Source organism: Lacihabitans sp. CCS-44 (assembly GCF_024343735.1).
Lineage (GTDB): Bacteria > Bacteroidota > Bacteroidia > Cytophagales > Spirosomataceae > Leadbetterella.
Genome location: NZ_RJUE01000064.1, coordinates 48,736 through 73,162 on the forward strand (window position 1 = coordinate 48,736; position 24,427 = coordinate 73,162).

The following is a 24,427-nucleotide window of genomic DNA, read 5'->3' on the forward strand; positions in this document are numbered from 1 at the left end:
TAAAACAAATTTCAATAAAGACAATAATTTTGACGCTTAATTTAGAAAAAGTAACAGAAAAATATCAAACGTCACTTATTAATAATCAATACTTTACTCACTAATTCAATCATTTGACAGTCTTGTATTGGAATGACAAAAAAAAGGAAGCCTTATCAGGCTTCCTCATATTTATATTTTTCAGAAAGAAAATTACCTGTTCATAGTCATCAAAAACTCTTGGTTGGTTTTTGTGCCTTTCATTTTAGAAAGCAAGAATTCCATGGTTTCCATAGGATTCATGTCGGCCATGTATTTTCTCAACAACCAAACTCTCTGCAACTCGTCCTTGTCCATCAAGAGATCCTCTCTACGAGTTCCTGATGCCAATATATCAATAGAAGGGTAAACTCGCTTGTTGGCCAATCTACGATCCAACTGAAGCTCCATGTTACCAGTACCTTTGAATTCTTCAAAGATAACTTCGTCCATTTTTGAGCCTGTGTCAATCAATGCTGTAGCTACAATGGTTAGTGAACCTCCATTCTCTATTTTACGAGCAGCTCCAAAGAATCTTTTGGGCTTGTGCAATGCATTTGCATCCACACCCCCTGAAAGTATCTTACCCGATGAAGGCATTACGGTGTTGTAAGCACGGGCTAAACGGGTGATGGAGTCTAAAAGTATAACTACGTCGTGACCTGATTCCACCAATCTTTTTGCTTTTTCTAGAACCAAATTCGACACTTTTACGTGCTTCTCGGCGGTTTCATCAAAAGTTGAAGATATAACTTCAGCCCTCACACTTCTTTGCATATCTGTAACCTCTTCAGGACGTTCATCTATAAGAAGGATAATCAAATAAACTTCTGGGTGGTTAATTGTGATAGCATTAGCTATTTCTTTCAATAAAACCGTTTTACCAGTTTTGGGCTGGGCAACAATCATACCCCTTTGCCCTTTTCCGATAGGTGAAAACAAGTCCAAAACACGGGTAGACATGATATCCGACCTTGTACTAAGGTTAAGTTTTTCCTGAGGAAATAATGGCGTAAGATATTCAAAAGGTATTCTGTCGCGAATTTCCTCAGTAGTTTTTCCGTTTACCGATAGTACTTTAAGTAAAGCAAAGTATTTCTCGCCGTCTTTTGGCGGACGAATAGAACCATGAATGGTATCGCCCGTTTTCAGTCCAAAAAGTTTGATTTGAGATGGTGAAACATATATATCATCAGGACTGGCAAGGTAATTATAATCTGCTGAACGCAAGAAGCCATAGCTTCCTTCACTCATGATTTCCAAAACACCAATATTTTCTATTAGGCCATCAAATTCTTTAACAAGATTATTGAACTGCTTTTTTATTGAGCGTCCGTAATCTTCTTTTCTTTTGGCGTCTTGTTTCTGCTCGTTTGTCAAAACTTCCTCGCCTGGCAAACCCAAATCTTCATCTGTAATATCCGGAATTTCTTCTATTAAATCCGAAATATCTATTTCATCTGATAAATCTATATCGTTTATTTCGCTTGAATCTGGCTGAACATCAAGCTTCTCAGATTCTAAATTTCTATTTCCCTTAAGAACTTCAACTTTTTTATGATCTGGCTTTCTAAACTCTGGCCTTTTGAATTCCGCTATAATTGGTCTTATTTCTTCTTCTTTTGGCTCCTCTGCTGGGGTGTTCACCAACTCCGGCGTTTCGGTGGACATGGTATCGTCTGTCACCACTCTTGTAATTCTCTTCCTTAGCCTTGGCCCCTTATCTTCGGGTTCCATAGAAAGCGGATTTTGAGAAGGCTTCTCTGGAAACAAAGAGTCCATCTGCGGCTTTACTTTTGTCGATTTTGTAGCTTTCACTTCTACTTTTGACTCTAAAGTAGTAGGTACTTGCTTATCAACAATTTTTTGAATAATGTCTTTTTTTGCTGCTCCCTTGTCTAATTCAATGCCTAATTCGGCTGAAATGGTTTTTAGTTCTGACAGAAGTTTTAACTTCAAATCTTCTTGGTTATACATAGAAATTTTGTTTTGGAAAAACAATGAAGGTTGTTAAAGTACTTATGAATACATTAAAACTCTTGGTTTGAAAAAAACTTGAATATTTCGGATTTTGAAATTACGAATCGGAAGAAGTCCGTAGCAGTAATTTTGATTTCGTATGCAATTTTAAGCATTAAAATCTTTAAGAGCAAAAAAAACGACAAAAATATTAACGATTACGACACTTCACCTACAAAAACAAACAATGCAGGGCCTTTTAATAAGATTTCAGAGAATTTCTGCCCTATTTCAAAACTCACTTTAAGCTTACCTCCAAGGGTTTGTATTTTAATTTTTTGAGATAACCCTTTCTTTACCGAAGCAGCAATAGCTGCTGCAGTAACACCAGTTCCGCACGAAAAGGTCTCGTCTTCTACGCCCCTTTCGTAAGTTCTAACTTTTATATTTTCGTCGTCGATGATTTGAACAAAATTCACATTTACTCCACCTTTAGAAAGCCAATAGTCACTGAATCTGATGGCAGCCCCTTGGGTCTTTACATCCAAACTATCCAAATCTTCTTCAAAAATAATAAGATGTGGCGAGCCTGTGTCGAGAAAATATCCGTTGGTTTCATCAAATATTTCTTCTACATCTATCATACCCAACGAAACCTCGTCATTTTCTACCATGGCATGATGAGGTCCATCGACAGCTATAAAACTGGTTATTTTTTCAAATATCCCTAAGTCAGATGCAAACTTTACTGCACATCTTCCTCCATTGCCACACATGCTTCCCTCCTTTCCATCGGCATTGAAATACCGCATTCTGAAATCAAATCCGTCCACTTTTTCAATCAAAATCAATCCGTCCGCTCCGATTCCGAATCTTCTATGACACAGAAATTCCACATTTTTTATAGAATCGTCAAATCCTCCCTCACGATTATCGATCATCACGAAGTCATTGCCAGTTCCTTGATATTTAAAAAATTTGGTCATAAAACGAAGTTTTGCTTTGGTGCTATAAAAGTAATATTATTTTGACGGAAAAAGTTCGATGGGTGACGAAGTTTGATGGGTTTAAGTTTGTGTGGACACAAACTTCGGCGGCAAAAAAAAAGTCATCTCAAAGAGATGACGTTTTTTGCACAAATTATGAAAAAGCTATTACTTAAAATTATTAAGCAATGTTACTTACTTTTTTAGTTCTTTGATTCTCGCAGCTTTACCATGTTTTCCTCTTAGGAAGTACAATTTAGCACGACGAACCTTACCTCTTCTAAGAACTTCGATTTTGTCAATACTTGGTGACAAAACTGGGAAGATTCTCTCTACTCCAACACCGTTAGAAATTTTACGTACTGTAAAAGTCTCACCTGGAGTACCGAAGTTTTTTCTTTGAATCACAACACCTTGGTACAACTGAATACGCTCTTTGTTTCCTTCAAATATTTTCACAAATACGTTAACAGTGTCACCCGCCTTGAAATCAGGTAATCCAGCTCTTGAACTGCTGTATTCTGATTCTACAAACTTAATTAAATCCATTTAATAAAAAAATTATTGATAAAAAATTTATTGAAAGTAAAGAGGCTTCTTTTAGGCTAAAAGAGGCGTTTACTGAAACGAGGTGCAAATATAATGGATTTTGCTAAATTAAAAAATTCATGGTCAGAATATTACATCATTTTTTAACTAAAATGTATATCTCAGACCACATTGTCCTTGCCAACGCGAAGCAATCGGGTCAGACTGCCATGGTTTGGTACTTGGGTTGTTAAACTGAAAAGTTGGTTTTCCGTTGGTTTCGTTTACGTATGTGAGTAACTGATAACCCGAATTGGTGGTATTGGGCACAAAATACTGTTTGCCCCAATTTGGATTAATCACGTTCAGCAGATTTATCAAATCGAAAGTAACTTCAATTTTCTGAGTTTTCTTCAAACCTATCTTATGCGAAATCCGCACGTCAAAATTATTGTTCCATGGAGTTCGACCTCCGTTGCGTTCGCTTACTTTTCCTTTTCTGCTGTTCAAATATTCATCTTGAGTAATGTAGGCATTAAATTGTTCGACTTGTTGAGCGGCGGTGGCTATTATATTAGAATTTGCTTCTTTCAAATCTACAAATTGTAGTTCTAAAGCATTGGTTGGAATGTAAACCAAATCGTTTGTCGCTGAGCCATCTCTGTTATAATCTCCGGCATAAACATACGAAAAAGGCAAACCACTCACCACGGTGTATATTACTGAAATGGCAGAACTTTGCTTGTGTTTCCAATTGACCTGATAGTCAGTAAAAAGCGATAACTTATGCCTTATATCAAAGTTAGAATAGCTCAAACTTGGGTGGTTGACATCGGTAGTTTGGTTCCATTCCCAATTTGCCTGATGCGAAACCCTCACGCCATTCATGATGTCTCTAGATTGTCCATAATTATATGATGCTGAAGCATTTAATTTTTCAAAAAACTTTTTCTGAATGCTCGCCGTGAAATTATATCGATAACCTTTGTCGGTATTGGTCAGTAAAAACACACTGGTATATTTCGGATTTATTCTTTGAGCATCACCCGATCCTAAGTAAATATCACGGCTATCATTGCCTGCAAACTGCTTCACATTTGGCTTAAGATTCAGGTTTTGATGAAGGACATCATAAATGTTTTTTGTAAAAAGAGCTTCCAAGGTTAGTAAAAACCCATTCGGCAATTTAAAATCTATCCCAATATTTGAACGCCAAACTCTGGGTAACTTAAAATCGTTATCTATCAGATTAATCTCGCTTTTTACAGGCTGCAGTTCAGCCAACTTTTGAACATCTAAAGTCTGCTCAATCTTTGTAGTAGGACGAACGTCCAGATTACCAAATTGGCGACCATTGTAAAGGTAATTGTACGCAAACCAAGCAAATGGTACTCTTCCGGTAAAGATGCCGCTTCCTCCACGAACCTGAACTGTACGTGCCTCACCCAGCTGCCAATTAAAGCCAAGTCTAGGACTTAAGACTATGTTGGAGGATATTTTATCAGAGTTAAACTGGCTAAATTCTGTTGTTAATGCAATATCACGAGTTAACTGGGTTTTGTCCGGAAAAATGCCCATTTCTAACCTTAGACCCGCAGAAACATTTAATCTATCAGTCACGTTGAATTCATCCTGAACGTAGAAATTCAGCAGCCATGCTCTAAAATCCGCAGATGGATTTTGCTGATTAGAAGCTCTAGAATTATCTCCGAAATTATAAGTGCCACGAATTCGTGATGGGCGTTCCGCTAGAAAATTGTCTATGCTAGAATATGCCCAGCGGCCATTCCAAGGCGTGACGAATGAGTAAAGAAAATGATAAAGTTCGTTGTGGGTACCGATAGTAAACGAATGTCTATTTTTATAAAAATTGAGGTTATCGGTAATTTCAATAGCATTTTGTTTCATGCCAAAAATGGCCGCTTCACGGTAAGTTCCAAGAAAAATAGTTCCAGCTGTTTTATAGGTAATTTCGGTATGCGGAAAAAGCGGCTCCGGCGTTTCTCGGGTGTCGTGAACTTGGCTGATTCCAACGGTAAGTTTATTGAACAACTGGTTTGAAATTCTGCTACTTAGCTCTGTAGCCAAACTATGACTTTTGCTGTTGTGCGTATAAGATTGGCTACCAAAATTCATCAAAGTTGGCCCGCGGGTAAGATTTTCGGCCATGGCATCTACAAAATTGTAGCGAAGTATAAGTTTGTTTTTATCGTTGATGTTGGCATCAAACCTCAAAAAGGTTTTGAGATTTTTGGTATCTATTGAAAATTTATCAAAACTACCTGGGTCATAATTATATTCTTCTTTCAAAAAGTTAACGATTTTTTCCATGTCTGCTACCTCAAAAACAGACTGAGAACTACCTGCACCGAAAGTCACAGGCTCTTGGCGGGTAGAATATTCCACATTCCCAAAATAAAATATTCGATTCTTTTTGATAGCTCCACCTAAGCTCGCACCAAACTGATGATCAGAGAAGTCGAAAGGCTGCTTATTGCCATTTTCATTGGTTTTGGCAGTTATATATTTATTTTTTGCAAAAGAGTAAACCGTACCACTGGTTTGGTTTGTCCCACTTTTTGTAATGGCATTGATACTACCGCCTGTAAAACTTCCGATGGTGACATCATAAGGAGCGAGATTGACTTGAATTTCTTCCAAAACATCTAAACTGATGGGTTGTGTACGTGACAATGCACCAGGTGTACCCGAAGCTACAGAACCTCCCGCACCTACGGCGGGTTCCATAAAACCAAAGGCATCGTTGTGAGCTATGCCATCTATACTTAGATTATTGTATCTAAAATTACTCCCAGCAAAGGAATTAAAATTACCCTGAGACATGGTTCGGGTTGCATCTTGAATACTTCTGTTTAGACTAGGTAATTTATCAAGATTTTTTAGATTGCTAGAAGTTCCTTTGCGTTTATCACTTATGAAATCATTGCTTTTGGATTTTACAACAACTTCATCTAGGCTATAAACTTCGTCTTTTAATATGAATGAAAAAGCTTTATTGGAGCCCAATTCTAGATAAATACCAGAGAGTGTGTCAGAGATTGAACCTACCGAACTCACTATAATCTTGTAAGGGCCGCCGCTTTTGATGTTAGGCAAATTAAACCTTCCGTCTTCGCGAGCCATTGAGCTATACTGACTGCCAGTTGGTAAAAAAACAGCAAGAATATTGGCACCAAAAAGTGCCTCCTCGTTCTCAGACTTTACCTGACCATAGATATTGGAAGAGGTAATTTGAGAAAAAGCAGTAGCTGAACACACTGCGAAGAGCAGCAGTGAAAATAGAGATTTCAACATTTTCTTGCTATTAAATTATTGGCTTGCTTTTACCTTACTGAGCGATAAGCGATTAAAATAACATATTGTTTATCAACAACATCCACCGCCATCATAAAACCAAGTAGAGTCTGAAATATAAATATCATCTCTACCCAAAGCTTCAAGTGCCCCAGCTGTTTTGTCACACACGGCCAATGGCTGGTTGGTCAATAAAATATGCCCCTTGTGGTCGTCAAAACAGTCTTCGTTGCCATAATAGATGGCAGTTTTACCAGTAAATACACACGGTCCATCAGCAGGCATTGGGTCTTTTATGGCACAAACTTCTACTGATTCTATAAAAATCAAATCATCGGTTGGATAATGATTGGGCGAAAGTACTCTGTAGGCTCTTTTGGCTCGTACCTCTACGGTTCCAAAACCTACATCTGTTATCATTTTTATATAATCTTTCAAAGGAATAGAACCCGTCAGGCACAAGGCACGCAAACGTTCGTCATTACGAAGTTCGTCAGACATTTCTTGCTCGCAAGTTGGATCAGACATCACCAAACGACCACGGGGTTTTAGCACTCTGTACATTTCCTCCAAGGCCAGCTTGAGGTCTTCGGCTTTGAAAATATTGAAAAGACAATTTTGGGCAGCAATGTCGATAGATTCGTCTTCAACCGGCAAACTGAGAGCATTTCCTTTTCGGATATCTATAAAATCAGGCTTAAACCATTCGTTACTTGCTTCGGCTTCTTTCATGTTTTCTTTGCAAGCTGTTAGCATTTCATCCACAATATCTACCCCAATAACTCCGCCTTTTTTTCTACTAAAATACGAAAACTGAAGCAACTCCATACCTCCTCCGATTCCAACATAAAGTATAGTAGGGTCGTTGACCAAGTCACGTGGATTTACGGTGCTTCCACAGCCATAATTCATTTCGAGCATGATTTTGGGCATCGTAAGACCCGGCAATGCCCAAACTGGGGTTGTGGTACAACATAGACCCACATCAGGTTTTTCGGCAGCTTGTTTATATACGTCGATCGTGGTTTCTAAGTAACTTTCCATATAATCGTTTGAGAGTAATTTTTTATAAAATATTTTAAAACAAATAATAACTATTTAGACAAAATCAATCAGGCCACCTCGCCGCCACAAGAGCTACCAGCTCCAGCAGTACACCCATAGCAATGTTGATTAACAATAATGGAACGATTGCTCAATTCTTCAAAATCAAAGTCGCTGATGTGTTTTGATTTGGCATCTACTTTGAGTTCCAGCATTTGATTGAAGTCACAATCGTAGAGATAGCCATCCCAACCGATGGAAAGTGTGTTGCGGCACATGACGTTTTCGGCTGCCACTGGATTATAAGCCTCCACAAGTTTGTCCATGTAAGAAGCGTAGTTGCCGCTAACTAACAGATAATCAAGATATCTACTGATTGGAATATTAGTAATGGCAAACAATGAATTGAAAACAATTCCGAATTTTGTACTTAAAACCCTTTTGAATTCTTTTTCCAGACCAGCTTGACCAGCGGGTAAAAAGGCTCCAGCAGGATTGTAAACCAAGTTGAGTTTTAAATCTGAATCCTCTTTTCCATAACCCACTTCATTGAGCATGAGCAAGGCTTTTATTGAATCTTCAAAAACACCATCGCCACGCTGAGAGTCTGTTCTTGAGGCACTCGTAGCTGGAAGTGAAGAAACTACTTCTAGCCTATGTTTTCTGAAAAAATCGGGCAAATCGTGGTATTTTGGATTAGCGAGAATAATAGTAAGGTTGCACCGTACTATAATATTGATGTCTGCATCTACTTTTCTGATTTCTTCTATAAACCACCTGAAATTATTGTTCATTTCGGGAGCTCCACCCGTCAAATCCAATGTCGAAAACTTATGTTTCGCCAAAACGTCAATGCATTGCTGCATAGTCTCTTGGGTCATAATTTCCTTTCTGTCTGGACCGGCATCTACATGACAATGCTTACAAACCTGGTTACACATTTTGCCAACATTTATTTGGAATATATCCAGCTTTGTTGGTTTTAAAGGAAACAGAGATTGCTCCTTCAGTTTATCCCTAAACAAAGATATTTTCTGACCGAGACGGTGCTCGTCGTTAAGTACTTTTAGCTGAAAAGCAGATTCTCCTAACTCGCTTTTTTGAGCTTTTAGTGATTTTACTGGGTTCATTTAAATTCCATCAATTAGGTAAAAGACACTTACATAGTGACTTCTTTTGCTTTATTTATCATCTGTACACTGTGTACGAGTTTTACACCCGCTGCCAAGGCCGCCGCCACATGCACAGCTTCCATCATTTCGTCTTGTGTGCAGCCTTTTTGTATAGTGTCTGTCGTGTAAGCATCTATACAATACGGACACTGCATGGTGTGAGCTACTGCCAAGGCTATCAGTGACTTTTCTCTTTCGGTCAAGGCTCCATCTTTAAATGTTTCGCCGTAATATTTAAAGAAGTCTTTGGCCAAATCTTTTGCTCCAAATTCTCCGATTTTACCAAATTTTGGAAGGTCTTCTGAATTGTAATAACTGCTCATCGATGTATTTTTTTTTATAAATGAAAGATATACGCTTGAAAATATAAAACGGATTAAAAAGCAAAGAAAGAATTTAAAATCTATTTGAAATGTAATATAGCTTACATTAACACCATTTCGGCAAAAATCTTGTCGAGAGCTTCTTGAGGTTGTTGACAATAACCGGGATGAATTTCGGAAGCCTGAATAATCGTGCTTCGGCGTGCGGTTAGCCACCTGAATCTTGAAGCCAAATCCTGACTACCAATCAAACCTGAATCTGGGGTACCTTGACATATTTTTTGGAAAGACAAAAGATGGCTTTCAACTTCTTCCAAATCCACTTTAGGAAATAAAGCCAAGATTCTACTGTTTTTTATTTGAAAAACAAAGTCGAGCGTTTTGAGGCTTTTGCAATACAAAACCACACCAATATTGATATATTCGCCTCTTTCGACCCTCGGAACGAGCCTAATTACTGCATACTCATATAAGTGCCTTTCTTGCATTTTCTATTTGAGTTTCAAAAATATGGGCGTTTTCTAATCTTTTAAGGAGAAAATCCATATACATTTTCTTGTTGGCTATTTCTCCCTCGCCAATCCAATTTTCAGGAATCAGATTTACTATTTCTTCCAAAAAATCTTTCGAAATCAAGGATTTTGATTGGGCGACTATTCGTTCTAAATCATTGGCTTTTGAAAGCAAAACATGGTCTTTTATTTGAACAAACGGCTTAACTGCCTGCTCTTCCCAAGTTTCAGGATTATGGTGAAAATAAAGCGAAGCACCGTGGTCAATCACCCACAGTTTTTTGTTCCAAAATAGCATGTTGGTATTGCGGGCGGTACGATCAATGTTCATCAAGAATGCATCTAACCACACAATTTTAGAGGCCATTTCGGCATCAACTGTATTCACAACGGCATCAAAAGTAATAGAACCAGAAAGATAATGAAGTCCAAGATTCAATCCTGTGCTGAACTTTAGCAAATCTTGAATTTCTTCGTCAGGTTCGGTACGTCCAAAGCCTTCAGCGAGTTCGGCAAAGACCAATTCCGGCACCAAAAGCCCTAGCTTTCTAGCGATTTCTGCCCCAATCAAATCAGCAATCAATGCTTTTGTTCCTTGCCCGGCACCTCTAAATTTTAGCACATATAGAAATCCGTCATCCGCCTCCGCTATGGCAGGCAATGAACCTCCCTCGCGAAGAGGTGTTACGTATCTGGTGATATTTACGGTACGGATTTGTGACATTTATTTCAAATTTTCACTCTACCCCAACCCAAGGTTTTCACCATCCAGTTAGGGAGTGGATTTTGAGTTTTACGTTTTTTAAGATTGATATACCAGCCAATTTTTTTCAGAATTGGCACTTTGTGCGTTTCTACGAATTCTATCAGCGTGCCGTCAGGATCCTCTATATAAGTAAATCTACCAGCAGCATCGCCCATGTCGAAAGAATTGGCACTGTCTACCACAAACGGATAGCCATTTGATAGTAGTTTTTCACCCAACTTATCCATATTAAGGGCATCAAAACAAAGGTGTATAAAACCCAAATCGCCCCAACTGCGACCTTCCATGATAGTTTTTCTGTCAGTTGTGTCAATTGCTTGAACCAACTCCAATTCAATATTTCCAAACAATCTTGAAAAAGCCCCTTCTGCTGATTGACCTTTTCTCAACAAAACCCTTCTAAACTGTTTATCTGCAGCACCTAATCCACCAAAATCCTCAAAGACTCCTGTTTTATCATAAACCAAATTGTCAATTCCAAGAATATCTTTGTAGAGCTTTAGGGCTTTATCAATGTCGCTTACACCCAAAATAACTCCCAAAACTCCACCAGTGTTCGATAGATTATTCAAAAACCATGAGTCGTCCTCTACCAACTGCAACTGATTACCATAATTGTCTTTCAACCAACCTGTTGGTTTACTTTCTGGTGTTCTGAAAAGAGAAATTGGTGTTGATTTTGAAAAGGCCAGTAAATCTTGGCTTTTGATTTTTAGGGCAAAAATGCCCAAATCGCCCAGTTTTGGTTCGAAATCACAAGGAATGGGAAGCGGATTTTTCGACTCCCAAATTTCGGCTCCGCCACCGCCTGACATATTTACTGCAAGAATAGCCCGACGCTTTCTGATATTGCCGTTTGTATATCTGACCATCAATTTGGCATCAGCTATATCATCAAAAACTGGCACATCAAGCCCAAGATTTTTATTGTACCATTTAAATGATTCGCCGGCATCTACTACACCAATACCTACTTGTTGTATACCAGAAATCAAGTTTTCGTTTTTAGACATATCGAGAAGATTATAATTTCGCCTAAAAATAATAGATTAATCTGAGTTTTGGGTATTTCAGAAACCAGATAATAGAATTTGTAGATGCTTGGGAGTTTTTAGAACGTTTAATACTCTAAATTCAGGATTTGAGTATACTTATCCTTAATTTCATTTGGAGAATAGCCACCGTTGAAAAACATTCTCATGGCCATAAAATTAGCCCACTGAATTTTCCAAAATTTATTGTTTTCATATTTCCTGGCAGACACGATTACAGATTTCTTTATTATTCCAAACTTATACTTTCCTTTCGCTTTCCGCAAGAAATCATATTCTTCCATGATCACAAATTTTTCGTCATAATGACCCAATTCATGAAAGACCGACTTCTTAACAAATAAGGTTTGATCTCCTCCTCTACACCAAAGAAAATGAAAACGAGTAAAATAACTGTTGATTTTCAAAAGAAAATTAGAGGAATCAATGGTCGCTCTGTAACAACCTAAATCATAAGTTGAAAGCATATTTTGGATATCAGCAACATAAGTCTGAGGAAGCACAGTGTCTGCATGGACAAAAAAAAGCACCTCGCCTTTTGCAAGATTTGCTCCGTAGTTCATCTGACTTGCTCTGCTACAAAAGTTTGATTTGATGTATTTAGCATCATTTTCCGGCAAAGCATCAACTAAATTATCTGAAGAATTTACAGAATCTATAACCAAAACCTCTACAATATCATCAGTTTTACCATTCAAAATTGACGACATCAAGTGGTGAATAAGTTTGGATTCATTATAAGTCGGAATGATAATGCTGATGGTCATCTTTACAGGAAAAATTTATTGAATGTAGCAACAATACTGCTATTTTTGAAAAAAAAGATACAATGAAAATTCTATCTACGAAACAAACACAGGCTCTGGATGAATTTACAATAAAAAACGAACCAATTCTTTCTATTGATTTGATGGAAAGAGCCGCGAAGGCATTTGTAAATTCGTTTGTTTCAAAATTTGACAGTACAAATAAGGTATTTATATTCTGTGGAATCGGCAACAATGGAGGCGACGGCTTGGCGGTTGCCAGAAAACTTCATCAATTGGGTTATGATATTGAAATTTTTGTTTTAGGAGATTTAGAAAAAGGGTCAGCTGATTTTCTAATAAACTTAGAAAGGCTCAAAAATCAAAATTCTTATAAAATATTAACGGATTCGAGCCAAATTATATGGCCATCAGATCATAAAACTATAATTATTGATGCATTATTTGGCTCAGGACTTAATCGCAAAATTGAGGGTTTTGCAGCAGAAATTATCCAAAAAGTTAACACTTCTGAATTACCAATTGTATCTATTGACATTGCTTCTGGATTACTTTCTGATACGATTTCAGACAAAACAAATATCATAAAGCCTGCCTATACCATTACTTTTCAATATCCCAAGTTGGCCTTTTCTATGCCCGAAAACGAAAGTTTTATTGGAGAATGGGAAGCGGTGGATATTGGTCTTTCACAAGAATTTATAGACTCGGCAGTCACCAAACACTTCTACACAAGCCCAGACGACATTTCACCAATGCCAAGGTCAAGTTTTTCGCACAAAGGCACTTTTGGGCATGCTTATTTAGTGGCGGGAAGCTATGGTATAATGGGTGCGGCGGTTCTCGGAACCAAAGCTTGTTTGAGGTCAGGTGTTGGGAAAATCACTTCTCACATTCCAATAAAATGTGTAGATATTTTACAAATTTCTGTTCCAGAAGCCATTGTAGAAGTCAGTGAAAATAACGATTGTTTTGGAACAAATTGGGATTTGGAAAAATATGATGCATTAGCCATTGGCCCAGGAATTGGTTTTAATAATCCAACTGGTTTTAAGTCATTTCTCGAAAAAGCAAAGGACAAAAAACTTATAATAGATGCTGATGGAATTACAATTTTAGGTCAACTGCCAGAGTTATTGACACTTTTGCCTGAAAAAACAATCCTGACACCGCATCCAAAAGAGTTCAAGACCTTAATTGGCAAAGATTGGAAAAACGATTTTGAAAAATTAGAAATTCTTTCTGAATTTGCGGTTTCAAACAAAGTAATCATTTGTCTGAAAGGCAAAAACACCGCTGTGGCTTTAGCCAATGGAGAAATTCACTTTAATTCTACTGGCAACTCTGGAATGGCAACAGCTGGCAGTGGGGACGTGCTAACAGGAATTATTTTAGGCTTTTTAGCCCAAGGTTATTCTCCAGAACAAGCGGCTATTCAGGGAGTTTATGAACATGGTTTGGCTGGTGACAATGCTGCCAAAATGCGTTCTGAGCGTTCAATGATTGCGAGTGATATAATTGAAAATTTAAGATAAACATGTTAAAAAAAACACACCATATCGCCATTATTTGTTCTGATTATCAGAAATCTAAAGATTTTTATGTCAACAAATTGGGCTTAGAAATATTGGCAGAAGTTTACAGAAAAGAAAGAGACTCTTACAAACTAGACTTGGCTCTTAATGGCGATTATATTATTGAATTATTCTCATTTCCAAATCCTCCAGCTAGAACTAGCCGACCAGAAGCTTGTGGACTAAGGCACCTCGCCTTTGAAGTGAATGATGTAGAGAAAGCCAAATATGCACTAGAGGCCAAAGGCATTATCTCCGAACCCATCAGAATAGACGAATTTACAGGTAAGAAGTTTACCTTTTTTGAAGACCCCGATGGTTTGCCTTTGGAGATTTATGAGGGGTGAGGGGGTAGAAAACAAATCCCTATATGAAAACTCAATTAAGTGGTTCAATCTTAATCAAAGATTGATGCTTTTTTGCCAATTCCCAGTTTTCGAGAAGTTCAACTTTGTGTAAAGCAGCCCATTCCACAACCATGCCTAAAGACTTTGGAGGCAGGCTTCCTTCTAAAATTCCGAAGTTCTCAATACTAATTACGACATTATAATCCCCATATTTGGCATGAAAATGTGCCGGATTATGATCATTGTAGTACATGTAAATCAATATTCCAAAAAAAGCACTAATTTGAGGCATAAGCGTTTTCAGTTTTCTTCCAATCATCAAAAGTAATTCCTTTCAATTGCAAATAAAGCGAGTCTGGGCACAAATCAATGTCTTCGTTCCAAGCTATAGCTTTTGAAACAGAATCAATAAAAACTTCGTCGAAAGTATTTCCAATTTCCCAAATTTTAAACACCCCCTTCCCAGCTAAATAAGACAAATCAACCTCTCCTTCTATCTGATCTGAATAATTCAACCAAATTCTGTATTTCCCTAAAGATCTTACTAGTATGGGTGCTGGAAACATATATTTGCATTTTTGTTCTGCTAAATTAACAAAAATGATTTAGTTTTAATCCCTAAAGTGTCTAAAAACTAAAATGACAATCTCAAACTTCACCCAAATCGACTCCCCATCCCTTCTCATCTTGAAAGAAAAAGTTGAGGGTAATATTGATAAAATGATAGCCATTGCTGGTGGAGATTCCAGCAGATTAATGCCGCATATCAAAACCAACAAAATGGAAAATGTGGTGCGAATGATGATAAGCAAAGGCATCAGAAAATTTAAGGCTGCTACTGTGGCAGAAGCTGAACTTGCTGCTATGGCAGGAGCAGAAAAAGTGCTGATATCGCACCAACTTTTGGGCCCAAAAATAGACAGATTATTAAGCTTAATTGAGAAATATCCAAATACAAAGTTTGCGTCTTTAGCGGATTGTAATGCCGTAGTTGACGAAATATCAGAGAAATTTTCTACAAAAAACCCGACAGCCGAAATTTATTACGACATCAATAACGGCATGGATAGATCTGGTCATGAAATTGACGACCAACTTGCAGATGATTTAAAATACGCAACGTCAAAATCTCACACAAAACTTTCAGGGCTCCATGTTTATGATGGCCATATTCGAGACGATGCCTTCGGTGATAGAAAAGCCAAAATAGAATCTGGAATGAAAAATGTTTACGAGATTCTGGCGGAATTAAAACCCGAAATTGGTGATTTAGAAGTCATAGCCGGTGGAACTCCAGCGTTTACATCACATGCTTCTGAAATTTCTCGCACGCTTAGTCCTGGCACTTGTGTATTGTGGGATTGGGGCTATGGTGATAAATTTGCCGAACAAAACTTTGAGTTTGCAGCATTGGTGATGAGTAGAATCATTTCAAAACCCAAACGAGGAATTTTGACCACAGATATGGGCCACAAAGCCATTTCCTCCGAAAATCCGATTGACAAACGCATCAGATTTTTGAACCATGACGACCTAAAATTGGTTTCACAAAGCGAGGAACATGGCGTAATTGAAACCTCAAACTGGGATGATTATGAAGTTGGAGACATAATTTTGGGTGTTCCGTATCATGTTTGCCCAACCGTTAATCTTTATGACGAGGCACAAATTATTGAAAACAGCAAGTGGGTAGACACTTGGAAAATTGAAGGTAGAAAAAGGAAAATAACCGTATGATAGGCGTATCAAAAGACAACAAATTGAAGAAATTGATGGTAGTGGGCGACAAAGTTTTGATCAAGCCCAAAAATCCAAAAGATAAGACCAACTCTGGACTTTATTTACCACCAACAGTTACCGAAAAAGAAGATGTACAGTCTGGTTATGTAGTAAAAGTTGGCCCTGGCTATCCCCTACCCAACACCGCCGAGGAAGAACCTTGGAAAGCAACTGAGGAAAAATTGAAATATATGCCCTTGCAAGCCGAGGAAGGCGACTTGGCGATCTATCTGCAACGCCACGCCATTGAAATTCAGTATGAAGGCGAAAAATTTGTGATTGTTCCGCAGGCCTCTATTTTACTTTTAGAAAGAGCGGAGGATTTGTTCTAAATAGCTCGATTTTTCAAATCGAGTATTTTAATTTTAATAGCTAATTGGTGTTTTTTGACAGCGATTTGTAAAATCGATTTTAGTGTGAGCAGCCATCTTTGCGATTTAGGAAAATCGCACTACTTTTTGAGTAATCCTTTGGTATAATCTGCTTCATCCATCAATAATTTTGGAGGAAAAACACCTTCCAGCCGGTTTACCAACTCGCCATCTGGGCTAAAAAACAAATAGGTTGGAAAAGCATTTACCATATATTTCTGAACAATTACTCTTCCGGGCACATCTTCAGCATTTACTTTGTAGGCTATGAACTCGGCGTTGAACTTTTTGGCAACCAAACTATCCGAAAAGGTCGTCTTATCCATCAATTTGCATGGTCCGCACCAAACCGCATACACATCCATAAAAATCATTTTATTTTCAGACTTTGCTTTTTTCAAAACATCCTCAAAACTAATTTCCTGCATTTTCAAGAAATTCATCTGCTGTCCGTAAACTTGGCTTAAGCCAGCCATAAAGACGAACATAAAAGCAATTTTATTTTTTAGAAAAATCATACAAGAAATTTAATCTGACAAAACTGGTAATAATTGTTAATAAAACCTCTTTTTAAAACCTTTTTTAGGGTAATTTTGTAATCATTTTACAAAACAAAAATTTCGGAAATGCTTAGAGCATACTTAGGTCAAATTGGCCATATACTGGTGATACTTGCTTTTATTTCTTCACTCATTGCTACTTATACCTACTATATCAGTGCAAAAGATAGTTCAAAAGACTCCGATTTCTGGCGTTCAATAGCCCGGAAATCATTCTTTCTACATACTTTTTTTGTAATTGGAGTAGTTATGGTGCTTTTTAGCATCATTTTCAACAAATATTTCGAGTACCATTATGCATGGGACAACGCTTCATTGAGTTTGCCGTTGGGCTATGCCATTTCATGTTTTTGGCAAGACCAAGAAGGTAGTTTTCTACTTTGGATGTTCTGGAACGTAATTTTAGGCGTTATTCTGATATTTTGGTTTAGAGCCAAAAAGAAAAGCTTTTTGCATTTCGAAAGTCCAATGATGGCGATTTTCTCAGCGGTTCAAGCATTTTTGACCAGTATGATTGTAGGTGCGGTACTCTTTGGTGATTTCAAATTGGGCAGTTCGCCGTTTTTGCTTTTGAGAGAATCTATGCCAAATTTACCAGTTTGGGCCACAAATCCAGACTTTGTACCCAAAGACGGTAACGGCCTAAACCCACTTTTACAGAACTATTGGATGGTTATACACCCTCCAACTCTTTTCTTAGGTTTTGCAACTACTTTGATTCCTTTTGCATTTGCATTAGCTGCTCTTTGGAAAAAAGACTATAGCGATTGGACAAAAGTAGCCTTGCCTTGGTCGCTGGTTTCAGGCGTTATTTTGGGAACAGGTATAATGATGGGAGCCATTTGGGCTTATGAAACTTTGAATTTTGGCAGTTATTGGAGTTGGGATCCAGTTGAAAATGCGGTTTATGTCCCTTGGTTGGTATTGGTGGCCAGTATACATACTATGCTCATTGCACGTAAAAGTTCGTCAGCTCTAAAAATCACTTTCATATTAAGTATCACACAATTCATTTTGATACTTTACAGTACATTCCTGACAAGAAGTGGAATTTTAGGAACTTCATCTGTACACTCCTTTACAGACTTGGGACTCTCTGGACAATTGCTCATTTATTTATTATTTTTTGTAATCGGTGCAATTTTGTTAATGGCCTTTAGGTGGAAATACTTACCAAAAGACAACAAAGAAATCTCGACCTACTCAACCGAATTCTGGATATTCTTAGGAGTTACCACGCTTACTTTGGCGGCATTTCAAATCACCATAACTACTTCAATACCAGTTTATAACAGTATTTCCGAACTGTTTAATTACAAATTGAATATGGCCATGCCAACTGACCCATTGAAACATTATAATACATTTCAAATGTGGTTGTTTATCGGTGTAATCACATTGACAGGTATCGCACAGTTTTTTTGGTGGAGAAGAGTCGATAAATTGTCTATAAAAAAACTATTGAATCCATTGATTATCACGCTATTACTTTCGGCTATTGCTATCACAGTAACAGGTGTAAATAAATGGCAATACATCATATTATTAACCGCTGGCATTTTCTCAATAACGGCCAACGCAACTATTCTTTTGGATATAATTAAGGGGAATTTTAAAGTGGCTGGTGGGGCAATAACGCACATAGGTGTGGCTTTGATGTTAGTCGGCATAATGTATTCGTCAGCCTACGAAAAGGTCATTTCGGTGAATTTGGCCAATGAAAAGATATTCAAAACCGAGAAAGACAACAAAGAGAACGTCTTACTTTATTACAACAGGCCAACGCAAATAAATGATTTCACACTCGATTTTCGTGGCGAATTTGTAGATGTCAGAAACGTGCCTGGATACATAGAAAAGAAATTTATTCAGCCTATACCAACAAGTGATTTTCAGGGTATTGCCAAGGCTGATATAATGGACGGTGATAAACTATATGTAAAACGAGGCGACACCGTGGAATACGAAGCAGAAAACACTTACTATCAGGTAAATTATCAGAAAAAAGGTGAAAAAGATTTTAACTTTTATCCAAGATACCAGATAAACCAAAAAATGGGAAATGTGGCGTCGCCGCATATCAAAAAATACTGGAACAAAGACATTTACTCTCATGTAAACTACGTAACCACCAACGAGGACAAAGAATGGAGCGTGCCGGAAAACTATTCTGTGGCTATAAAAGACACTTTCTTTTTGAATGATTTCGTGGCGATTTTGGACAATGTTTCTCCAGTGAATGAATTAGACGGCTTACCACTTCAGCAAGGTGATGTGGCAGCACAAGCGACGTTGCGTATTCTAGAAAGGGATGGAGAGAGAATCATGAAACCGATTTTTGCCATTAAAAACAGAGAAGTTTGGAGCAAGCCTGTAATCAGTAGCGAATTGGGAATCAGAGCTCAACTTTTGGCCATTAATCCCGAAACTGGCAAGTTTACTTTTGCCATAAGTAGAGGTGAAAAAGAGTATATCGTGTTAAAAGCCCTAGAAAAACCACATATCAATTTACTTTGGTTAGGCACAGCCTTGCTGGTTATTGGAATGAGTATAGCCTCAGCAAGACGATTTAGAATTGCCATGAAATGATAAGAAATTGGGTGAAAATACTATTTTACGTTGCCTTGATTCTCCTAAGCATTTTTGTTTGGGAGAAAGTTAAAAATTTGAGTTTCTTTAAGGCTGATGAGGTAAAAACCACCCACAATGTTGTCATAAAGGAAATAGTAAGTCTTGGCAAAATGGAATTGGTTAAATATTCGTTCAGAGATGTCGTCGAGCAAGAAATCATTCGAGATTTTCTACCAGATCCAAAAGCGATTCTTATAGTACAGGGCGAGGCAGTGGGCTGTATAGATTTGAGTAAAATAACTGAAAAAGACTTAGTAACCACAGGAGATACCCTGATTTTAAATCTTCCAAATCCTGAAGTTTGCTATCATAAAATTGACCATTCGAAATCGAAAATCTATAAGACAGACTACGCTTTTATGAATGAGGCCGTTTTGTTAGACGAAGCGTACCGAAAAGCGGAAGAGCAAATTCTCAAATCGGCTTTGGATTCAGACATTTTAGAACAAACCAAAAAGAATGCTGATTTGATACTCAAACCTCTCATCGAGAATATTTCTTCCAAAAAAGTAGTGATAAAATACCCGCTTTCGGGGGATTTGAAAAGACTAAAATGAATTGTCTGACGGTTTGTCATAGTTTACTTTTGGAATAAATTCCATCTCAAACTACCTCAAATACCTATTATTCAGTTTTTTATAGATTTAAACAAATTCTATTTCATCTGTCAATTTGACCGTAAATCCTTAAATTTGTAATTGCTGCACTATTCTTGTAAACAAAACGTTGGAATTCAGTAAATTTGCATTTCATTAAAATAGACATTTCAGAACTTAAGATATAAACATGTTCAATTTTTTAACAAAGAGTATTGCCAAGGTTTTTGGCACAAAATCAGACAAAGACATAAAAGTACTTAGCCCTTATGTCGGAACTACTAACGAAGAATTCAGAAAACTTGCGGGACTCACCAACGACCAGTTTAGACAAAAAACTGTCGATTTGCAGCAATACATCAAAGATAAACTTGCTCATATAGATAACGAGGTGATTGCTCTAAGAGCAAGTTCGGATGAAAATCCTGACATGTTGATAGACGAACGTGAATTGATATTCAAGAAAATTGACGAATTAGAACTTAAACGAAATGTAGAATTGGAAGAGGTTTTACTTGAAATTCTTCCAAAAGCATTCGCAATCGTAAAAGAAACAGCACGTAGATTTAAAGAGAATAGCTCACTTGAGGTTACAGCAAGTCATTTGGATAGAGAATTGGCCATGACCAAACAGCATATCCAGATAGAAGGCGACAAAGCCATTTGGAAAAACGAATGGTTGGCAGCTGGTAATCTGATTAAATGGGACATGGAGCATTATGATGTGCAAATCATAGGTGGTGCGTCTCTTCACAAAGGAAATATCTCAGAAATGGCAACGGGTGAAGGTAAAACTTTGGTGGCAACATTTCCGGCTTTCTTAAATGCTTTGGCTGGAAGAGGAGTACATATTGTAACAGTAAACGACTACCTTGCTCGACGTGACTCTGAGTGGATGGGGCCAATATTTGAATTCAACGGAATTACATGTGATTGTATCGACATTCATCCAGCCAATTCTTTTGCAAGAAAAAGAGCCTACAACGCAGGCATTACTTACGGTACAAACAACGAGTTTGGTTTTGACTATTTGAGAGACAATATGGTCAACGACCCAACAGAGTTGGTTCAGAGACCACATCATTATGCTATGGTCGATGAGGTTGACTCCGTTTTAATTGATGATGCTCGTACGCCATTGATTATCAGTGGCCCTATGACCAAGAAAAATGATGATGAGCTTTTCAATACACTAAAACCGAGAGTTGGCCAAATTGTGGAAGCACAAAAACAATTGGTTGGAGGATTTTTAGTAGAAGCCAAGAAATTGATAGCAGATGGCAAGAAAAAAGAAGGAGGTTTATCTTTATTTAGAGCTCACAGAGGTTTGCCTAAAAATAAGCCATTGATTAAATATTTGTCAGAAACAGGTAACAAAAAACTTTTGCTTGAAACTGAGGCAATCTATTTGGCAGAAAATCAAAAACTGATGCCAGAAGCTGACGCTCCGTTATATTTCACCATTGAGGAAAAAAACAACTCTATCGAATTGACAGACAAAGGCTTAGATTTCCTTTCGTCACATGATTCTGACGCGAATTTCTTTACAATGCCTGACTTAGGCATCGAGATGGCGGCCATTGAGAAAATGGACATCAGCAAGGAAGACAAAATCCTGAAAAATGATGAATTAATCAGGGATTATTCGACAAAAGCCGAGCGTATTCATGCCGTTAACCAGTTGTTGAAAGCCTATACCTTATTCGAAATCGATGTAGATTACGTTTTGATGGATGGCAAAGTAAAAATCGTTGACGAGCAGACTGGTCGTATAATGGATGGCCGTAGATGGTCCGATGGCTTGCATCAAGCCGTAGAAGCAAAGGAAAATGTAAAAGTAGAAGACTCTACCCAAACTTATGCCACCATTACGCTTCAGAACTATTTCAGAATGTACCACAAACTTTGTGGTATGACGGGTACAGCCGAAACCGAAGCAGGCGAATTCTGGAAAATATATAAACTGGATGTAATCTCGATACCGACACACAGAGACATTATCAGAGACGACAGACAAGACAAAGTTTACAAAACAGTAAGAGAAAAATATAACGCCGTTGGGGATGAAATCCTTGAAATGGTGAACATTGGTCGTCCAGTATTGGTGGGTACTACTTCGGTAGAAAACTCGGAGCTTTTGAGTAGAATGTTGACTATCAAAAAGATTCAGCATCAAGTACTTAATGCTAAACAACATGCCCGTGAGGCAGATGTAGTAGCTGAAGCTGGTAAGCCAGGAACGGTAACCATAGCCACCAACATGGCAGGTAGAGGTACCGACATTAAGCTTACTCCAGACAGTAAAGCGGCAGGTGGATTGGCGATTATTGGCACAGAGCGTCACGAATCTCGACGTGTTGACCGTCAGTTAAGAGGTAGAGCTGGCCGTCAGGGTGACCCAGGTTCTTCCCAGTTTTTTGTGAGTTTGGAAGATAACCTGATGCGTATGTTTGGCTCGGACAGAATAGCCAAAGTGATGGACAGAATGGGTATGGAAGAAGGCGAGGTTATTCAGCATTCTATGATTACCAGCTCCATAGAAAGAGCACAAACCAAAGTAGAGGAAAACAACTTTGGCATGCGTAAGCGTCTGATTGAATATGATGACGTGATGAATATCCAGAGAGATACAATTTACAAAAGAAGAAAAAATGCCTTGTTTGGTGATAGATTAGCCCTGGATATTGCCAATATTATTTATGATACTTGTGCCGATTTGGTAAAAAGCACACAAGGAAATTACGACGAGTTTGAGGTGAGAGCTATGCAACGGTTAGGCATGAAACCTGAAATTTCTGAGACCGAGTTTGCAAAAGGAGGTTCAGCATTGATTCATAAATTGTATGACCAAGCCGAAGCCCATTACAAACATAAAAATGAAGCTATTAGAAAGAATATCACTCCTGCATTAAAAAATGTTTTGAATGACAGACAAGCCATGGAAGGTGAGCCATTTATGGCCATCGTGGGGGATGGAAACCACCACATTGCCATCTATGTAGATTTGAGAAAAACGGTGGAGACCGACGGAAGAGAGTTGATATTGGAAATGGAAAAAAATATCTCTCTTAACGTGATTGACTCTGAATGGAAAGAACACCTAAGAGATATGGACGACCTTAAACAGTCGGTACAAAATGCTTCTTATGAACAAAAGGATCCGCTTTTGATTTACAAATTTGAGGCGGTAGAATTGTTCCAAAACTTCTTGAAGAAAGTAAACACGGAGACAGTAGGTTTCTTGATGAAAGCCAATGTGGCAGAAATGAGATTCCAACAAGCTGCTCCCGTACAATCTGCTAACAAACCAAAGCTTTCTACAAACAGAGCCGAAGGTGCTGAAGAAGGGACAAAACCACAAATGCTTGCTCCAGCGAAATCACAGAAAGTGGCGAATAGAAATGACAGAGTTAATGTACAGTACAGAAACGGCGTAGTAAAAAGAGACGTAAAATTCAAGAACGTCGAGAACGATGTCTTGAGTGGCGATGCTGTTTTGGTAGATTGAGAATTTGAAAGAATTATTCAAAAAAGGGAGCTTTCGCTTAGTCATGGTCGGAAGAAATTCCGGCCATTTTTATGTTTTAAAGTGTATATTAGGATTTCCACCAGATAAGATTACGATTTCTCTTATCAGCAAGTTTCTGACCTCCATTTTAAACCTTCTTTTTGCGGTTTTATAACTAAGGTTGTTGGCATGCTTATATACAAGTATCAGCATTGCTGCTATTAAAGTCATGTAAAGCATTACTTTTATTCCATTTTCATTTAGTGAAACCAGATGACTTACATTAAGCTCTTGTTTTATAAAACGAAAAAACACTTCTATGTCCCAACGTTTTTTATAAATATCGGTAATTTCCTTTGCCGTCAAGTCGAAGTTATTGGTGATAAATGCCATTTTATACTCTCGATTGTTTTTACTTTCGGTCATAATTAACCTTAAAGGAGTCTGTACAATTTCCTCTCTATAATGAAGATTTCCTTTCTTATTTTGTATAGGTTTTCCTGTATAAAGGTAGACCTTACTATCTTTTAATAAGGTTAATGACCCTAAGTCACAATCGGTATTCGAGTTTATTAATGACGAAAGCTCTTCGTATTTGCGATTTTCTTTGGCTCTGGCT

Annotated in this window: 22 protein-coding genes; 7 read left to right on the forward strand and 15 right to left on the reverse strand. The window is 37.8% G+C overall.

From position 1 onward, the window contains the following. Positions 1 to 192: 192 nt before the first annotated feature. The 11 genes from rho to EGI26_RS19770 form a co-directional block, all read right to left on the reverse strand. Positions 193 to 1,995, reverse strand: a complete 1,803-nt coding sequence (gene rho / locus EGI26_RS19720; protein WP_255080795.1) for a transcription termination factor Rho — start codon at positions 1,993 to 1,995, stop codon at positions 193 to 195. A 200-nt stretch (positions 1,996 to 2,195) separates the two neighbouring features. Then, positions 2,196 to 2,963: a diaminopimelate epimerase gene (gene dapF / locus EGI26_RS19725; RefSeq protein WP_255080796.1), complete on the reverse strand. Its 768-nt coding sequence runs from the start codon at positions 2,961 to 2,963 to the stop codon at positions 2,196 to 2,198. A gap of 195 nt (positions 2,964 to 3,158) precedes the next feature. Beyond that, on the reverse strand, positions 3,159 to 3,512 hold the full coding sequence (gene rplS / locus EGI26_RS19730; protein ID WP_255050645.1) for a 50S ribosomal protein L19: 354 nt from the start codon (positions 3,510 to 3,512) through the stop codon (positions 3,159 to 3,161). Between the two features lie 147 nt (positions 3,513 to 3,659). Then, positions 3,660 to 6,806, reverse strand: a complete 3,147-nt coding sequence (locus EGI26_RS19735) for a carboxypeptidase regulatory-like domain-containing protein (protein ID WP_255080797.1) — start codon at positions 6,804 to 6,806, stop codon at positions 3,660 to 3,662. A gap of 72 nt (positions 6,807 to 6,878) precedes the next feature. Then, the gene (gene arsM, locus EGI26_RS19740) at positions 6,879 to 7,850 is read right to left on the reverse strand and encodes an arsenosugar biosynthesis arsenite methyltransferase ArsM (RefSeq protein WP_255080798.1); all 972 of its coding nucleotides are present in this window, start codon (positions 7,848 to 7,850) and stop codon (positions 6,879 to 6,881) included. 68 nt (positions 7,851 to 7,918) lie between these two features. Continuing rightward, a complete protein-coding gene (gene arsS, locus EGI26_RS19745; RefSeq protein ID WP_255080799.1) occupies positions 7,919 to 8,980 on the reverse strand; it encodes an arsenosugar biosynthesis radical SAM (seleno)protein ArsS in 1,062 nt (353 codons plus the stop codon). A 29-nt stretch (positions 8,981 to 9,009) separates the two neighbouring features. Beyond that, on the reverse strand, positions 9,010 to 9,345 hold the full coding sequence (locus EGI26_RS19750) for an arsenosugar biosynthesis-associated peroxidase-like protein (protein ID WP_255080800.1): 336 nt from the start codon (positions 9,343 to 9,345) through the stop codon (positions 9,010 to 9,012). A gap of 101 nt (positions 9,346 to 9,446) precedes the next feature. Then, complete coding sequence (locus EGI26_RS19755) at positions 9,447 to 9,833, reverse strand: DUF3037 domain-containing protein (protein WP_255080801.1); 387 nt, start codon at positions 9,831 to 9,833, stop codon at positions 9,447 to 9,449. Then, a complete protein-coding gene (locus EGI26_RS19760; protein WP_255080802.1) occupies positions 9,811 to 10,581 on the reverse strand; it encodes a HipA family kinase in 771 nt (256 codons plus the stop codon). The genes EGI26_RS19755 and EGI26_RS19760 overlap by 23 nt, the downstream gene beginning before the upstream one ends. A 5-nt stretch (positions 10,582 to 10,586) precedes the next feature. Continuing rightward, positions 10,587 to 11,636: a VOC family protein gene (locus tag EGI26_RS19765; protein WP_255080803.1), complete on the reverse strand. Its 1,050-nt coding sequence runs from the start codon at positions 11,634 to 11,636 to the stop codon at positions 10,587 to 10,589. Positions 11,637 to 11,743: 107 nt separating this feature from the next. Continuing rightward, the gene (locus tag EGI26_RS19770) at positions 11,744 to 12,442 is read right to left on the reverse strand and encodes a TIGR04283 family arsenosugar biosynthesis glycosyltransferase (RefSeq protein ID WP_255080804.1); all 699 of its coding nucleotides are present in this window, start codon (positions 12,440 to 12,442) and stop codon (positions 11,744 to 11,746) included. A gap of 62 nt (positions 12,443 to 12,504) precedes the next feature. Here EGI26_RS19770 and EGI26_RS19775 point away from each other — a divergent pair, with 62 nt between their 5' ends. Together EGI26_RS19775 and EGI26_RS19780 are read left to right on the forward strand one after the other, a co-directional pair. Next, complete coding sequence (locus EGI26_RS19775) at positions 12,505 to 13,977, forward strand: NAD(P)H-hydrate dehydratase (RefSeq protein ID WP_255080805.1); 1,473 nt, start codon at positions 12,505 to 12,507, stop codon at positions 13,975 to 13,977. 2 nt (positions 13,978 to 13,979) lie between these two features. Continuing rightward, complete coding sequence (locus tag EGI26_RS19780) at positions 13,980 to 14,363, forward strand: VOC family protein (protein WP_255080806.1); 384 nt, start codon at positions 13,980 to 13,982, stop codon at positions 14,361 to 14,363. 31 nt (positions 14,364 to 14,394) lie between these two features. Here EGI26_RS19780 and EGI26_RS19785 read toward each other — a convergent pair whose 3' ends face one another. Together EGI26_RS19785 and EGI26_RS19790 are read right to left on the reverse strand one after the other, a co-directional pair. Next, positions 14,395 to 14,655 (reverse strand): DUF4160 domain-containing protein, encoded by a 261-nt coding sequence (locus EGI26_RS19785; protein WP_255080807.1) that lies wholly within the window; start codon positions 14,653 to 14,655, stop codon positions 14,395 to 14,397. Next, on the reverse strand, positions 14,642 to 14,929 hold the full coding sequence (locus EGI26_RS19790; RefSeq protein WP_255080808.1) for a DUF2442 domain-containing protein: 288 nt from the start codon (positions 14,927 to 14,929) through the stop codon (positions 14,642 to 14,644). Before EGI26_RS19790 ends, EGI26_RS19785 begins: the two co-directional genes overlap by 14 nt. Positions 14,930 to 15,002: 73 nt before the next feature. Between EGI26_RS19790 and EGI26_RS19795 the strand changes: the two genes are divergently transcribed. Both EGI26_RS19795 and EGI26_RS19800 read left to right on the forward strand, forming a co-directional pair. Beyond that, positions 15,003 to 16,100, forward strand: coding sequence for a D-TA family PLP-dependent enzyme (locus tag EGI26_RS19795; RefSeq protein WP_255080809.1), 1,098 nt, complete (start codon positions 15,003 to 15,005; stop codon positions 16,098 to 16,100). Further along, positions 16,097 to 16,474 carry a co-chaperone GroES family protein gene (locus tag EGI26_RS19800; protein ID WP_255080810.1) on the forward strand — a complete coding sequence of 126 codons (378 nt, stop codon included), beginning with the start codon at positions 16,097 to 16,099 and terminating at the stop codon, positions 16,472 to 16,474. The genes EGI26_RS19795 and EGI26_RS19800 overlap by 4 nt, the downstream gene beginning before the upstream one ends. A 119-nt stretch (positions 16,475 to 16,593) precedes the next feature. Here EGI26_RS19800 and EGI26_RS19805 read toward each other — a convergent pair whose 3' ends face one another. Next, entirely contained in the window at positions 16,594 to 17,031 is a 438-nt protein-coding gene (locus EGI26_RS19805) for a DUF255 domain-containing protein (protein ID WP_255080811.1), read from the reverse strand. Between the two features lie 108 nt (positions 17,032 to 17,139). On the opposite strand from EGI26_RS19805, the gene ccsA reads away from it, so the two are divergent. The 3 genes from ccsA (at position 17,140) to secA (ending at position 23,808) form a co-directional block, all read left to right on the forward strand. Beyond that, positions 17,140 to 19,662 carry a cytochrome c biogenesis protein CcsA gene (gene ccsA / locus EGI26_RS19810; RefSeq protein ID WP_255080812.1) on the forward strand — a complete coding sequence of 841 codons (2,523 nt, stop codon included), beginning with the start codon at positions 17,140 to 17,142 and terminating at the stop codon, positions 19,660 to 19,662. Continuing rightward, positions 19,659 to 20,261 carry a DUF4230 domain-containing protein gene (locus tag EGI26_RS19815; RefSeq protein ID WP_255080813.1) on the forward strand — a complete coding sequence of 201 codons (603 nt, stop codon included), beginning with the start codon at positions 19,659 to 19,661 and terminating at the stop codon, positions 20,259 to 20,261. The genes ccsA and EGI26_RS19815 overlap by 4 nt, the downstream gene beginning before the upstream one ends. A gap of 229 nt (positions 20,262 to 20,490) precedes the next feature. Beyond that, the gene (secA, locus tag EGI26_RS19820) at positions 20,491 to 23,808 is read left to right on the forward strand and encodes a preprotein translocase subunit SecA (protein WP_255080814.1); all 3,318 of its coding nucleotides are present in this window, start codon (positions 20,491 to 20,493) and stop codon (positions 23,806 to 23,808) included. 69 nt (positions 23,809 to 23,877) lie between these two features. Here the strand turns inward: secA and EGI26_RS19825 are convergent. Further along, the coding region (locus EGI26_RS19825) for a transposase (RefSeq protein WP_255080815.1) at positions 23,878 to 24,427 on the reverse strand (550 nt) is incomplete at its 5' end.

Excerpts from the sequence above, each read along its gene's own strand:
- EGI26_RS19765 (WP_255080803.1), bottom strand. The coding sequence starts at position 11,636 with ATGTCTAAAAACGAAAACTTGATTTCTGGTATACAACAAGTAGGTATT.
- EGI26_RS19750 (WP_255080800.1), bottom strand. The coding sequence starts at position 9,345 with ATGAGCAGTTATTACAATTCAGAAGACCTTCCAAAATTTGGTAAAATC.
- EGI26_RS19795 (WP_255080809.1), top strand. The coding sequence starts at position 15,003 with ATGACAATCTCAAACTTCACCCAAATCGACTCCCCATCCCTTCTCATC.
- ccsA (WP_255080812.1), top strand. The coding sequence starts at position 17,140 with ATGCTTAGAGCATACTTAGGTCAAATTGGCCATATACTGGTGATACTT.
- dapF (WP_255080796.1), bottom strand. The coding sequence starts at position 2,963 with ATGACCAAATTTTTTAAATATCAAGGAACTGGCAATGACTTCGTGATG.
- EGI26_RS19755 (WP_255080801.1), bottom strand. The coding sequence starts at position 9,833 with ATGCAAGAAAGGCACTTATATGAGTATGCAGTAATTAGGCTCGTTCCG.
- secA (WP_255080814.1), top strand. The coding sequence starts at position 20,491 with ATGTTCAATTTTTTAACAAAGAGTATTGCCAAGGTTTTTGGCACAAAA.
- EGI26_RS19790 (WP_255080808.1), bottom strand. The coding sequence starts at position 14,929 with ATGTTTCCAGCACCCATACTAGTAAGATCTTTAGGGAAATACAGAATT.
- EGI26_RS19735 (WP_255080797.1), bottom strand. The coding sequence starts at position 6,806 with ATGTTGAAATCTCTATTTTCACTGCTGCTCTTCGCAGTGTGTTCAGCT.
- EGI26_RS19775 (WP_255080805.1), top strand. The coding sequence starts at position 12,505 with ATGAAAATTCTATCTACGAAACAAACACAGGCTCTGGATGAATTTACA.
- EGI26_RS19770 (WP_255080804.1), bottom strand. The coding sequence starts at position 12,442 with ATGACCATCAGCATTATCATTCCGACTTATAATGAATCCAAACTTATT.
- rho (WP_255080795.1), bottom strand. The coding sequence starts at position 1,995 with ATGTATAACCAAGAAGATTTGAAGTTAAAACTTCTGTCAGAACTAAAA.
- EGI26_RS19760 (WP_255080802.1), bottom strand. The coding sequence starts at position 10,581 with ATGTCACAAATCCGTACCGTAAATATCACCAGATACGTAACACCTCTT.
- EGI26_RS19785 (WP_255080807.1), bottom strand. The coding sequence starts at position 14,655 with ATGCCTCAAATTAGTGCTTTTTTTGGAATATTGATTTACATGTACTAC.
- arsM (WP_255080798.1), bottom strand. The coding sequence starts at position 7,850 with ATGGAAAGTTACTTAGAAACCACGATCGACGTATATAAACAAGCTGCC.
- arsS (WP_255080799.1), bottom strand. The coding sequence starts at position 8,980 with ATGAACCCAGTAAAATCACTAAAAGCTCAAAAAAGCGAGTTAGGAGAA.
- rplS (WP_255050645.1), bottom strand. The coding sequence starts at position 3,512 with ATGGATTTAATTAAGTTTGTAGAATCAGAATACAGCAGTTCAAGAGCT.
- EGI26_RS19800 (WP_255080810.1), top strand. The coding sequence starts at position 16,097 with ATGATAGGCGTATCAAAAGACAACAAATTGAAGAAATTGATGGTAGTG.
- EGI26_RS19780 (WP_255080806.1), top strand. The coding sequence starts at position 13,980 with ATGTTAAAAAAAACACACCATATCGCCATTATTTGTTCTGATTATCAG.
- EGI26_RS19805 (WP_255080811.1), bottom strand. The coding sequence starts at position 17,031 with ATGATTTTTCTAAAAAATAAAATTGCTTTTATGTTCGTCTTTATGGCT.
- EGI26_RS19815 (WP_255080813.1), top strand. The coding sequence starts at position 19,659 with ATGATAAGAAATTGGGTGAAAATACTATTTTACGTTGCCTTGATTCTC.